Genomic DNA, 13,034 nt, shown 5'->3' with positions numbered 1-13,034 from the left:
AGAAAAAACCTCGAACAAGTCGAGGTTTTTAGTGGTGCGCCCTCAGGGATTCGCAAGGAGCAAAGCGACGGAATAGTGAGCAAAAAAGCAAGTTTAAGAACGAATCCAACGAACGCTCAATATCCAAAAGGGAGGCAGGTGCGAACGTCAGACGGGACTTGTCCCGGGTTCTCCCCCATCGGGGGCGCCGCGCAAAGCGGCGGGAATCTCGAGAAGCAAAGAAAAAACCTCGAACAAGTCGAGGTTTTTAGTGGTGCGCCCTCAGGGATTCGAACCCGGGACCCACTGATTAAGAGTCAGTTGCTCTACCAGCTGAGCTAAGGGCGCATATTGGAGCGGGAGACGGGATGCCCGATTTCATCGGGGACCTTCGCTTCGCTCGGTTCGGTCTCGAACGGGTCCTGCGCTTTCGCGCGGTTGCTTGCGCAACGGAATCCCGTCTTGGGTCGAACTTATTGGAGCGGGAGACGGGATTCGGACCCGCGACATTTGCCTTGGCAAGGCAACGCTCTACCACTGAGCCACTCCCGCATAAGATCGTTTAATTGGTGCGACCGAAGAGACTTGAACTCCCACATCCAGGATACCAGATCCTAAGTCTGGCGCGTCTGCCAGTTCCGCCACGGTCGCGTGTATTTTATTATATGGAAGGCAAAGGTGTTTGTCAACCATAAATTTGTAATTTTGGTGACCCATCGGAGATTCGAACTCCGGACACCTTGATTAAAAGTCAAGTGCTCTACCGGCTGAGCTAATGGGTCATAACACCGTAACGGAAAAAATAATAGCATTAAATCTTCTTCTTGTCAAACAAAAATCAACCCAAATTTCAGATCAAATATAAAAAATATCGAAATTGATAAAATCATTTGCATTATAGCGGAAAGCGTACTATAATAACATCGTCGTTGGAGTATGGTGTAGTGGTAGCACATAGGCCTCTGACTCCTATGGTGTAGGTTCGATTCCTACTACTCCTGCCAGAAAAGAAAGCGTCTTTATCCATCGGGAAAAGGCGCTTTTTTTATAAAAGATCGGGAAACGCCGATTTCACGAACTGAAAAAGGAAATCGGGTTTTTCAAACGAATAAACCGCAAAAAGGTATGAAAACTATGAACGTTCAGGTTATCAGAGCAACGGAAACGTGGCAGCAGGCGGGCGCGTATTACGTCCGAATTCAAGGCATGGCGAGGCAGCACAATATTCCCCTTCGCCGCGAGTTTGACGAGCACGATGCGCCAAGCACGAAATATATCGTTCTGACGGACGACGGGTTTCCCGTCGCGACCTGCCGTTTTTATCCCATCGACGAAAAATCCGCTATGATCGGCCGCGTCGTCGTTCTGCCCGAATATCGCGGGCAAGGTCTCGGAAAACGCGTTATGCTCGAAGCGGAATGCTGGCTTTCGGACCTCGGATTTTCGCGCGCGGTCGTCGAAAGCCGCGACGTCGCGGTCGGCTTCTACCAAAACCTCGGTTACGCCGTAACGAACGCAAATATTCTCCGCGGCGACACCTTCGACTGCATCCGCATGGAAAAGGAACTGACGAAATAGAGAAATCACCCAAAAAACATCTACCGTTTCGCTTAAAATCTCGCGGAAATCGCGGGATTTTTCTTTATACGGCGGATTTCTTTTTCCTTTTCCCGATCCCCCATTTTATCGCCGCAAAAATGAGCGCGGCAAGCGCGGCGAAAAGAAAAACGTTCAAAACGAATTCGGCTTTATCTCCCGCAATGAGCGCGACGAAAAGGACGAGCCCTCCCGCGACGAAATTCCCCGCGGAAAGCGCAAGCAGCGAACTTTTATAGTCCAGCCGCAAGATCGCCGCGAGAAGCGCGCCCGCCCAAACCCCCGTCAAAGGAAGCGGAAGCGCGACGAACGCGAACAAGCCGAAAACCTTTTGAGACTTTCCCTTTCCCCCGTTTTTCGCCGAAACCGCGATCTTTTTCGCCTTTTCTTCCAGCCGATCGGTCAAAAACGAAGTGAACCTCCGAACGAGCGAAGACCGCTCCGCCGCGCGGAGCAACAGAGGGCAGATCGCGCAAAGGACGGCGGCAAGCGCGACCGACGCAAGGAAGCAAAAGAAAAACGCCGCAAGCAGACGGACGTCCGCCACCGCCGCGCAAAGGATCCCGCCTTTGATCTCGGTGATCGGAAAGACCGAAAGCACGGCGCAAAGCAGATATTTATTTCCGATGATCTTTCCGAAAAAAGATACGATCCGATCCCCCATTTTTTCTCCTCATTGCTTGCGTTTCCGCCGAAAATACACTAAACTGATTTTATGAAAAAAATTCTCGGAGCGCTTCGGCGCGCGGTAACCGATTTTAAGATGATCGAAGACGGAGATAAGATCGCCGTCGGAGTTTCGGGCGGAAAAGACAGTCTCGTCCTTTTCGAGTCCCTCTATCGCTATTCGAAATTTTCTCCCGAAAAGTTTTCCCTGATCGCCGTCAACGTAAACATGGGTTTCAAGGAGACCAAGGAAGAAGAGCTTGCCGCCCTTCGCGCCTATTTCGCGGAGCGAAACGTCCCGTTTTTCGAAGAAAAAACCGACATCGCCGAGATCATTTTCAACGTCCGCAAGGAAACGAACCCCTGCTCCCTTTGCTCCAAGCTTCGCCGCGGCGCGCTCTGCTCCGTCGCCCATCGCGAAGGCGCGAACAAAGTCGCGCTCGGGCATCACGCGGACGACGTCCTCGAAACCTTCCTTTTGTCCTTGACCTATGAAGGCAGGCTCTCGACGCTCGCCCCGACTTCCTATCTCAGCCGTACCGAGACCACCGTCATCCGCCCGCTCCTTTATGCGGACGAGAAGGATATTCGCGGCGTCGCGCGGAGATACGAGCTTCCCGTCGTCTTCAATCCCTGCCCCGCGGATAAACACACGAAGCGCGAATATATGAAAAAGCTCGTCGAAGATCTGCGCGCCGATATTCCCGACATCCGCAAAAATATGATCAACGCGATCGAGCATCCGGAGCGCTACAACCTTTGGGATAAATAAATCCGAAACGATTTCCCACGCTTGCGATTCCCTCGTTATTTCCGCATATTTCTGTATTTTTCCTTAGTTTTTTCTCCCCCGCGAATATGGCGTTCCCGCAGATTCTTCATTAGGATCGCTCGGACTCTTTTATAGGAATTCATATCGAGTTTCGGGAGCCTTTGGGTCATATCGCTGTGGACGGTCGATTTGCTGACGTCAAACCGTCTCGCCGCTTCCCGAACCGTCGCGCCCGTCTCGGCAATAAAACTCGCGATCGCGAGTACTCTCTCGTTTCTGTTCTCTCTCATACGTCCTCCGCAGGCTTGCATTCTTATCAATATTTATGTCGAAAAATGAGAAAAAAGAATAGAATTTCCCTTTTGGAAGAAAAGAAAACGCCCTTGACGATGCGGCGAAAAAGCCGTATGATAAAAAGTACTCCACGCGCCGAATCAAGGCTCACGAGGCAAAAAAAGAAATGAATTACGACGATTGTTTCCGAAAACTTTCCGAATCAAAATTCCGCTCGCGGTTTCACCTTTCGGAAAAGGACAAAAACTATATCGAAAAAGTCGGGCTCGACGCGATCCGCGATCACGCGAAAACCTTTATCGCGACCCGTCTTGCGCCCGCCGTTATTCCAAACGACGGGAAACAGACGCCGATGCGCGGGCATCCCGTCTTTCTCGCGCAGCACGCCTGCGCCTGCTGTTGTCGCGATTGCCTTTTCAAATGGTATCGCGTCCCGAAAGGCGTTCCCCTCTCCCCCGAGCAACAGGAAAAGATCGTCCGCCTTTTACTTTCTTGGATCGAACGCGAACTCGAATCGTAAGAAACGTTTCAAATCTACGGATTTTTCAAGCGGAATTAAGCGCGAAGCGCATAAAAAAACGGCGAATTTCTTCGCCGTTTTTCCGTTCATTTTTGTTTCTCGGAGAAAAGAACGTTACTTACGCTTTCTCGATCGTGTAGCCGTCTTTCGAATCTTTAATGACGTAGCCCTTTTCTGCGATCTCCGCGCGAAGGCGATCCGCTTCCGCCCAGTTCTTCTCTTTCTTCGCGGCGAAACGCTTTTCGGCGAGCGCGGCGATCTCTGCGGGAACGTCTATCTTTTCGGGCGCGGGCGCGGTGACCTTATCCAAGGAAAGCCCGAGGACCTTATCGAATTCGAGCGCGAGTTTATAGATATCTTTGCTCTTCGGAAGTTTGACCGCTTCCCACAAAACGCCGAGCGCGAACGGAATGTTCATATCGTCTTCGACGGCGTCCTTAAAGCGTTTATAAAGGTCGTCCAAAATCGCTTTATCGGTTGCGGTCGCGCTCATCTTATGGGCATAAAGGAGATTTCTGAGCCTCTCGTAAGAAGTATGCGCGGCGTCCATTCCCTCAAAGGTGAAATTCAGCTTTTTTCTGTAATGCGCGTTCAGGCAGAAATAGCGGAAATCAAGGGGCAAATAGCCCTTCTTTTCGAGGTCGGAGATCGTGTAGACGTTGCCGAGCGATTTGCTCATTTTGCCGCCGTCCACCATCATAAATTCGCCGTGCATCCAATAGTTGACCGTCTTTTTGCCCGCGAGCGCTTCGTTTTGCGCGATCTCGTTCTCGTGGTGGACGGGGACGGCGTCGATGCCGCCGGTATGCAGATCGAAGACCTCGCCGAGATATTTTTTGCTCATCGCGCTGCATTCGATATGCCAGCCCGGGAATCCCATTCCCCACGGGCTTTCCCATTGCATAATATGGTTTTTATCGGCTTTTTTCCAAAGCGCGAAGTCGGCGGGATGCCTTTTCTCGCTGTTTTCTTCGATGCGTGCGCCCGCCTCTTTCTCATCGACGGTTTGCCCCGAAAGTTTGCCGTAACCGGGGAATTTCCCGATATCGAAATAAATCCCGTCCGAGATCTCGTAGGCATAGCCCTTTTCCATAAGTCCCTTGACGAATTCGATCATCTCGGGGATGTGCTCGGTCGCTTTCGCGATGATCTCCGGGCGCGAAACGTTCAGCGCGTCGATATCCTTAAAGAAGGCTTCGGTGTAAAACGCCGCGATCTCCCAAGGGGTCTTGCCCTCTTTGCGCGCGGCTTTCTGCATCTTGTCTTCGCCCTCGTCGCCGTCGGACAAAAGGTGACCGACGTCCGTGATATTCATAACGCCTTTGACCTTAAAGCCCGCGAAACGGAGCGAACGGCGCAACAGATCCATAAAGATATAGGTCCGCATATTGCCGATATGCGCGTAGCTGTACACCGTCGGCCCGCAGGAATACATACGGACGAGATTGCCTTGGATCGGGGTAAATTCCTCTTTTTCGCGATCTAACGTGTTGTAAACTTTCATATATTTTCGTTGCCCTTTTCGATATTTTCGAGATCCTCGCTCAGGAGGTTCCCGTCGTCATCTTTCTTGCTTGCGCGAATGCCCGCGCGCTTTTCAAGTTCTTCGATGCGCCTGTTCAACCTGCGGAATTCTTCGAGGATCGGGTCGGGGAGTTTGATCTGATCCATATCCGCGATGCGGACGTCGCCCTGCTTTACGACTCTTCCCGGGACGCCGACGACCGTACTTTGCGGCGGGACTTCTTTCAAAACGACGCTGTTTGAACCGATCTTGCTGTCGTGCCCGACGGTGAACGGTCCGAGGACTTTCGCGCCCGAAGAGACCATGACGCGGTCTTGCAGCGTCGGGTGACGCTTCCCTTTATCTTTTCCCGTTCCGCCGAGGGTCACGCCCTGATAAATGACGACGTCGTCCCCGATCTCCGCGGTCTCGCCGATCACGACGCCCGCGCCGTGGTCGATAAAGAGTCTTCTGCCGATCTTTGCGGCGGGATGGATCTCGATCCCCGTGCGCTTTTTGGCGCGCTGGGAAATGACGCGCGCGATAAACTTATGACCATGCTGATAAAACCAATGAGCGCGACGATACATCCGAAGCGCGATGACTCCCGAGTAGGTAAAATAAACCTCCCAAAAGCTTCTCGCCGCCGGATCTTTATCCATCACGTTTTCGATATCTTCGCGCGTTCTTTTACTGACAAAGCACATTTTTTCGTTTCCTTATTTTTCAAGCACCGCTTTGATTCTTCTGACCCCCGCCGAAGAGCTTTGCTCTTTGACGATCCTGAATTTGCCGAGTTCGCCGGTGTTCTGCGCGTGCGGTCCGCCGCAGATCTCGGTGCTGAATTCGCCGATGGAATAGACCTTGACTTTCTCGCCGTATTTGCTGTCGAAGACGCCGATCGCGCCCATCGCTTTCGCTTCGGGAACGGTCATTTCGCGGCAGACGACGTCCGCCTTTGCGGCGATCGCGCCGTTGACGTAATCTTCGATCTTTTTGATCTCTTCCTGCGTCAAAGGTCTGTCGAGGTTAAAGTCGAAGCGGAGCCTTTCCGCCGTGATATTACTGCCTTTTTGGCGAATATTCTCATCTACTATTGTACGCAGCGCGGCGTTCATAAGGTGCGTGGCGGTGTGAAGGCGGGTAACCTCGATCGTGTTATCCTGCAAGCCGCCCTTGAAGCGTTGTTCCGCGCCCGCGTGGGATTTTTGCTGATGCTCTTCGAAAGCCTTTTTGTAGCCCTCGACGTCCACTTCGTAACCGATCTCTTTCGCGAGCTCGACGGTCATTTCGATCGGGAAGCCGTAGGTATCGTACAGCTTAAACGCGGTCTTGCCCGAAAGTCTCTTGACGTTCTCGGGGAGATAGCCGACGACTTTTTCGAACTCTTTCAAGCCCTGTTGCAAGACGGAAGAGAAGCGATCGACTTCTTTATCGAGTTCGGAGACGATCTTTTCCGCGTTCTCGCCGATCTCGGGATAGATGTCCTTGTATTGCTCGATATAGAGTTTCGCGATCTCGGACAGCGCGCCCTCTTTGAGACCGATCAAACGCCCGAAACGGACGGCGCGGCGGATCAAGCGGCGCAGGACGTAGCCTTGGTCGACGTTAGACGGCGTGACCCCTCTTTGGTCGCCGAGAAGCATCGTCGCCGTGCGGATATGATCCGCGATGATACGCATTGCTTTGGTCACTTCCTCGCTCTCGCCGTACTTCTTCCCGGCAAGCGCTTCGAGCTTTTCGATCGCGCCTTTGAAAAGGTCGGTCTCGTAGACGGATTTATAGCCGTTCAAAATGGTCAGCGTGCGTTCGAGTCCCATTCCGGTATCGACGTTCTTTTGTTTCAAGGGAGCGAAAGAACCGTCCGCCTGCTTGTTATATTGCATAAAGACGTCGTTCCAGATCTCGATATACTTGCCGCAATCACACGCGGGAGAACAATCCTCCGAACACTTGGGTTTGCCGGTGTCGATAAACATTTCGGTATCGGTGCCGCAAGGACCGGTCTGCCCTGCGGGGCCCCACCAGTTGTTCTTTTTGGGGAGGAAGAAGATCCTATCCGCGGGGATGCCGCACTTCATCCAAATGCTTGCCGCTTCCTCATCGCGAGGCGCAGTCTCATCGCCGGCAAAGACGGAGACTGCGAGGCGGTTTTTGTCGATCTTCAAAACTTCGGTCAAAAACTCAAAGCTCCAGGAGATCGCTTCCTTTTTGAAGTAGTCGCCGAGGGACCAGTTGCCCAACATCTCAAAGAAGGTGCAGTGCGTGGCGTCGCCGACTTCGTCGATGTCGCCCGTTCTGACGCACTTTTGCACGTCGGTGAGGCGGGTGCCCTGCGGGTGCTTTTCACCCGAGAGGTACGGCACAAGGGGATGCATACCCGCCGTGGTAAAGAGCACGGTGGGATCATTTTCCGGGATCAGGGAAGCGCCTTGGATCACGGCGTGGCCTCTGTCCTTAAAAAAGTCAAGATAAAGTTTGCGCAAAGTAGTAGAAATCATAACAGAACTTCCTTTTATTTTTTCACGCTGTCCAGCGTGGTTTGATCAAAATATTCCTGCAATTTCGCCGTAGCGAAGGAAGGCGGCATCCCATCCAACGTTGCCATCGCAATGGTCCTGCGCGGCAGCGGGAAGGAAAGCGGAACGACGTTGAGCTCACCGGAGGCAAGCTCCTTGGCGATGTATTCCTTGGTCACGCAACCGACGCCCAAGCCCGCCTTGGCGCACTCCGCCACAAGGTCAACGCTACACAACTCAAACGCGGGAGTCAGCTTGCCGCCGAGGGTCTCGATGGCGCGTTCCACGGCGCGACGAGTGCTGGACCTCTCCTCCAACAAGATGAGGGGGAGCGCGGTCAGTTCACCCACCGAAAGCGGATGGTCAAAGCGTTGCGCCATCTCCGCATTGGCGACAAAACATTCGCCGATATCGGCGCAAGAGGTCAGGCGGATGCCGGGGTACTGCGTTTCATCCACGCGGTTGATAAAGCCGAGGTCCACCTTGCCCGTCTTCAACATATTCATGATCTCATCCGTCGTGCGGTTGGTGATCTTAATGCTGATTTTGGGATACTTCTTCTTAAACTGTTCGATGCGAGGAAGGATAAAATACTTGCTGATGGTATCGGAAGCGCCGATATGGACGGTGCCCTCCTCCAATCCGCGCATTTGCGAAAACTTGTTTTCCGCCGCGGTAAGCTCGTCGTACGCGCGAGAAACGTACTCGTAGATCATTTTGCCTTCGGGCGTAAGTTCCATACCTTTTGCCGTACGGACAAAAAGCCTGCCGCCAAGCTGCTCCTCAAGTTGCTTGATGCCATAGGAAACGGCGGGCTGAGAGATGAACAGCTCTTTGGAAGCTTTGGACAAATTGCCTGTCTTGGCAACGATGTAGAAAACTCTGTAAAACTCAAGTTTGACCATTAAGCGCGCACCTCCCTTGTGAATGTCTATAAAAAATTATATACACTACGCGCGCAAAAGGCAAGGATTTTTTATGGGGTGATCATCCGAGGATATCCACTTTCCCTTGCGGATGTTCAAAAGTTGTCTGACCGTCGATATCGAGATATACTCCCGTCCGATTTGTTACGCGGATTCCGTTGCCGTTTTGACTGTAGAAATCCGACTCCCTGATTTGCACGGAGAGGTTTGCTCTGTTGCGATCCATTGTGAGAGCGTTGCCGTAATAATCAACGACATTATCCTTTTTCACACATTCGCCATAGGCTCTGAACGTACAACCGTAAAAGAAATAAGCGGGAAGCGTCGTGCCTGTATCGTGATCGCATTCATACCCGCGGTTGACGTAAAAACCATTGGCACCCTCAAACGTGCACCCCGTATACGTTCCGCTTGCAGTCATTCCCGTCCAAATCTTATAGGCGTACACCGTATTCTTGCTATGCGAAGCATTAAACTTGCAATTTTCCGCCGTAAGATCCACGACCTGCGCCGTACCGTCGCCGCCATTGTGCTTGACGCCGTAAACCGTCATATTGCGCAACGTGACGTAGGTTTCCTCATAACAAGTCCCATAGATAAACGCATAGTCATTGTCAGCAGTCGAAATGCCCACATCGTAAGTGTCATTCACGCTGCTGCCGATGGAACTTACGTTTTCCGAAGAGTTTTCAAATGTGACGGAAAAGTTTTCGACGCTGTTGTTGACCAGTTTTAACCCTCCGACAAAGGAATAACCGTTCATATGCACCGTGGTGGTAAGGTAATTTGTGTTCTTAATGCCTGCCAAAGAGTTTCTGACAACGGTCATCGCCGTCCTGATGCCGGTCGCGCCGATATTTGCCGTCAAAGTGATCTCATCCGCATCGTAAGCATATTTTAAGAAGCGTTCTTCCGTCCCTGCCGTCAAGACCAAACGGCAATCGTTACCAAAGGTAATTTTCCCCGTACCGGAAACGGACAAGTCATAGGAATCAAGGTTTAACGTTTGCCCGTCGGAAAGCGTTGTCGCCTGCGAAAGCGCAATATCCGCGCCGAAAATGATACGGTCGTAATTGGCGTTTTCCGCCGCCGCGATCAAATCGATTGCCGTCGTCACCGTGATCGCGCCGCGATTGATCGTGAACGTTTTGAACACTTGTCCGTAAAAGTTTTGGTCAAACTCATCCGCAACGCCCAAGGTCAGCATCGCCCCCGCGCCCGCATTCACGTTGTATCTGTAACGGAAGGTAAAGCGATTGTTGTCGACCGGAGCGCCAAGATAGGTCACCACCGGGGCGGGCGTTTTCTCCGTGCCGTCATAGTCCACGGACGGAATGACGACGGCGTTTGGCATATCCTTCAAATTTTTTCTGTGATAGATCACGCCGCTGCCCGTGGCGGTCAAGATATAGTTATAATTGGTGTAAATGACGCCGTTGTTGATGATGACGCCCTGCTCGGAGCTGCTACTTGACGTGGCGTTGCCGTTAAAGTGCCCGCCCCCTTTGACGTAAAGCAGTCCGTCATTGGTTAGGGAACCGTAATTGTAGAAGTAGCCGTTTTCGGCGACAAGGACGCTTGCTCCCTCTTCGGACGGAGTGACGGGCGCGACGGCGCCGCCAACCAAAGAACCATGGAGATAAAAAGTGCCATACGATACCGTTAGTTTGTGCCCGTTGAGGTCCAGCGTACAACCGCTCTTGACAGAACCGGAGGCGGAAGAAATATCCGTATCCAAAATGACCTCGTTGTAACCTGCGTCAGATATTGTCGACCTAAAGTTCATTTCATTCGATATGCGAATGGTGGAAGGCAAGATGGTATAGCGATAGGTGTATGTTTCCGCATAGGGACAGTACGGCGTCTTGATGGAAATGCGCATATCCACCTCGCCGGTATCGACGCAACTGGTGACATACTTGGTGGCTCCGACATAACGGAGATAAGCGCTGTACCAATCGGACAAGAGGGCTTCGCCATCCACGGTAAAGGTGGGGATATGGCTTGCTTTGTCGTAATGAACGGAGGCATATTCTGCCTCGAAATGCACGGATTCATCCGTCAAATACTTTTTTATCACAACGTTGGCGGAAATGCCCGGAATGGCGGCAAAAGTCCACACGCCGCCCTCGCTGTTATCAAAGGTGGCGGCGCCCGAATTTTGGATCGTGCTACCGTCGCTTAGCGCCAATCTGCCCTTGTTGATGATGGCGCCGTGGTTTTCTATGCTATGGTTTACGTTACTGTCGCCCTCGATTTGAACGGTGGCGCCTTCTTCATTCACAAACGCCCCGTTTCGACCAAGGTAAATCCCTTGCGGATATACCAAAGCGCCGCTGTTTCGCACGGATGCGGTGATACTGGCGTTTGTGACCGTAACGCTCCCTTCGTTGACAAAATTCCCGCTTGCGGAGATGGTAAGCGCGTTTGCGATCGCAGCGCGATTGACAAAAATGCTGCCCGCTCTGACTTGCAAAGTGCAGTTGCAATCGATCTCGCCCGTCGCCGCGTTTGTAAAGGAGCCTTCAAGCGCATAAGTGTTTCCTCTGACCGCAAGCGCCCCCTCGTTTTCAAAAGCGCCGCTTGAAGAAACGTAAAAACAATCGCAAGAGACCTGTCCCGCGTTGACAAACCGCCCATGTACGTTCAGCCGTGAGGTAAGCGCCAGCTTTTCCCCCGCCGGAAGCGAGAAGGAGTCATCGGAAGAAATATCCAGCGTCGACAGTTGATACTCCTTAAAATTGCCGCTTGCGGCAAGCGTCTTGAGCTCTGCAAACGACGCAACGGAAGCAACTCCCTTTTCTATCGTAAAATTCACGGTAGCCGAGCCGTAGTAATTGGATTCACGCTCGCCCACCGTGACGGTCACCCCTGCCGTGCCCGCGGCAGTGTTGTCAAAGAACTCGGTGCGGAAGTAAGTGCCGGCGCCCCCGTCCAACGAGACGGAAGGAGTATACTCGGTTTTATTTTTGACAAACACGCAATTCTCCACGATGACCTTATCCGCGGTCAACGGTTTGCGAATATAGCGATAGCCGCCCGTCCCCTCCACCAAAAAGGATTTGTCCTCATCCAAAAGGTAAAACGTGCCGCAATTTGTTATTTCATTATCGCTTGTAAAGGTGCCGAGGTCGTTAAAGATCACATAATCTTTGACATTTATTTCGCCGTGGTTTTCCAAGCTGCCGTAGTTGTTGAATTCGGTGTTGCGACGCGGCGCGCGGTACATGTAGGCGCCTTCCATCACGATGGTGCCGTTGTTGATGACGGTGCCGTAATTGTTAAAAACGTATCCGTGCCGCAAGGCAAGAGTCTGCCCTTCGGGCACGGTAAGCGTCTCCCCCGCCGCAATGGTGTAATCGCACCATACGCCCACGGCGGAGTAACCGGGATCGGCAAGGAGGGCGTTTAAGTCGTCATCCGCATTGCATTGCTTGCTCCCATCCGCAACGATGTTAAAATGCAAGGTCACGCTGCCTTTCAGCTTTTCGTTCTCTTTTTTTGCGGTAACTTTAATGCTTGCGGTGCCGGGGTTTACGTTGTCCGAGATCTCCACGTCAAAAAGATCCATATCCATGAATTCACCGTCAAAGTACACTTGGATATCGGAAAGCATGGCGTCGATCGGCTCGCCTGTATAAACATAGGAATTCACAAAACTCGGGTGGCGGACCATCTCCTCGGTGAGCTCCGTTTTACCGAGTTTTTTCCCGCCAAAAAGTCCGCAGCCCGCAAGCGCCGCAGCCAAAACGATCAAAACAAAAAACAATAAAATTGTTTTCCTTCCCCTTCTCATACCCCGATTATAACACTATTCAAAACAAAAAAGCAAATCCCACAAAATGGAAATCCGCAATACACACCCCGCCCTGTGCGCAAGCAGTAAGGGCGTAGAGTGGTGCAGAAACGAGGCGCAACGAAAAATCCCGCAGGCGCGTACTTGTCGTACGTAACTGCGGGATTTTGAGTTGGAACAAAGTTAATGTGCCGTTATACGTCCTTACTGCTTGCGCACCACGTCGTGGGCACCGCCCTCTACGATCGAGGTGGAAGAAACGAGCGTCGAGTTCGCCTTCTCCTGCAATTCCGGGATCGTGAGCGCGCCACAGTTACACATCGTGCTCTTCACCTTTGCGGTGGTCATCGCAACGCCGTCCTTAAGTTTGCCGGCGTACGGAACGTAGCTGTCAACACCTTCTTCGAAGGTGAGGCTCGCCTTGCCGCCAAGGTCGTAGCGCTGCCAGTTCCTCGCGCGGGC

At 52.3% G+C, this 13,034-nt stretch carries 11 protein-coding genes and 4 tRNA genes; 3 read left to right on the top strand and 12 right to left on the bottom strand.

The annotated features are described in order from the left end of the window. Nucleotides 1–251: 251 nt before the first annotated feature. From K5753_05540 to K5753_05525, 4 genes are all read right to left on the bottom strand, one after another. Nucleotides 252–327: transfer RNA gene (locus K5753_05540), tRNA-Lys, on the bottom strand. A 129-nt stretch (nt 328–456) separates the two neighbouring features. Then, nucleotides 457–531: transfer RNA gene (locus K5753_05535), tRNA-Gly, on the bottom strand. A 15-nt stretch (nt 532–546) separates the two neighbouring features. Then, nucleotides 547–630, bottom strand: a tRNA-Leu gene (locus tag K5753_05530). Between the two features lie 55 nt (nt 631–685). Beyond that, nucleotides 686–761: transfer RNA gene (locus K5753_05525), tRNA-Lys, on the bottom strand. Nucleotides 762–1,113: 352 nt separating this feature from the next. Here K5753_05525 and K5753_05520 point away from each other — a divergent pair. After that, nucleotides 1,114–1,557 carry a GNAT family N-acetyltransferase gene (locus K5753_05520; protein MCR4726659.1) on the top strand — a complete coding sequence of 148 codons (444 nt, stop codon included), beginning with the start codon at nt 1,114–1,116 and terminating at the stop codon, nt 1,555–1,557. Between the two features lie 64 nt (nt 1,558–1,621). On the opposite strand, the gene K5753_05515 is transcribed toward K5753_05520, so the two are convergent. Next, entirely contained in the window at nt 1,622–2,239 is a 618-nt protein-coding gene (locus tag K5753_05515; GenBank protein MCR4726658.1) for a small multi-drug export protein, read from the bottom strand. 51 nt (nt 2,240–2,290) lie between these two features. Between K5753_05515 and K5753_05510 the strand changes: the two genes are divergently transcribed. Next, nucleotides 2,291–3,013 (top strand): tRNA 2-thiocytidine(32) synthetase TtcA, encoded by a 723-nt coding sequence (locus tag K5753_05510; protein MCR4726657.1) that lies wholly within the window; start codon nt 2,291–2,293, stop codon nt 3,011–3,013. Between the two features lie 35 nt (nt 3,014–3,048). Here K5753_05510 and K5753_05505 read toward each other — a convergent pair whose 3' ends face one another. Next, on the bottom strand, nt 3,049–3,303 hold the full coding sequence (locus K5753_05505) for a sporulation transcriptional regulator SpoIIID (protein MCR4726656.1): 255 nt from the start codon (nt 3,301–3,303) through the stop codon (nt 3,049–3,051). A gap of 170 nt (nt 3,304–3,473) precedes the next feature. Here K5753_05505 and K5753_05500 point away from each other — a divergent pair, with 170 nt between their 5' ends. Further along, nucleotides 3,474–3,827 (top strand): DUF4186 domain-containing protein, encoded by a 354-nt coding sequence (locus K5753_05500; protein ID MCR4726655.1) that lies wholly within the window; start codon nt 3,474–3,476, stop codon nt 3,825–3,827. A 118-nt stretch (nt 3,828–3,945) separates the two neighbouring features. Here the strand turns inward: K5753_05500 and cysS are convergent, their stop codons facing one another. The 6 genes from cysS to K5753_05470 form a co-directional block, all read right to left on the bottom strand. Then, nucleotides 3,946–5,331, bottom strand: coding sequence for a cysteine--tRNA ligase (gene cysS, locus K5753_05495; GenBank protein MCR4726654.1), 1,386 nt, complete (start codon nt 5,329–5,331; stop codon nt 3,946–3,948). Then, complete coding sequence (gene cysE, locus K5753_05490) at nt 5,328–6,038, bottom strand: serine O-acetyltransferase (protein MCR4726653.1); 711 nt, start codon at nt 6,036–6,038, stop codon at nt 5,328–5,330. The genes cysS and cysE overlap by 4 nt, the downstream gene beginning before the upstream one ends. Before the next feature lie 12 nt (nt 6,039–6,050). Further along, nucleotides 6,051–7,832, bottom strand: a complete 1,782-nt coding sequence (locus tag K5753_05485; protein MCR4726652.1) for an alanine--tRNA ligase — start codon at nt 7,830–7,832, stop codon at nt 6,051–6,053. Nucleotides 7,833–7,846: 14 nt separating this feature from the next. Continuing rightward, nucleotides 7,847–8,755: a LysR family transcriptional regulator gene (locus tag K5753_05480; protein ID MCR4726651.1), complete on the bottom strand. Its 909-nt coding sequence runs from the start codon at nt 8,753–8,755 to the stop codon at nt 7,847–7,849. Between the two features lie 82 nt (nt 8,756–8,837). Next, nucleotides 8,838–12,545: a hypothetical protein gene (locus K5753_05475; protein MCR4726650.1), complete on the bottom strand. Its 3,708-nt coding sequence runs from the start codon at nt 12,543–12,545 to the stop codon at nt 8,838–8,840. Between the two features lie 231 nt (nt 12,546–12,776). After that, nucleotides 12,777–13,034: IMP dehydrogenase (locus tag K5753_05470; protein ID MCR4726649.1), on the bottom strand; the 258-nt coding region annotated here is incomplete at its 5' end.

The organism is Clostridia bacterium (assembly GCA_024685775.1).
In the GTDB taxonomy this organism is placed as follows: domain Bacteria; phylum Bacillota; class Clostridia; order Christensenellales; family CAG-1252; genus CAG-1252.
The sequence above is the reverse complement of the archived record's forward strand: the minus strand, read 5'-3'. Positions and strand labels throughout refer to the sequence as shown.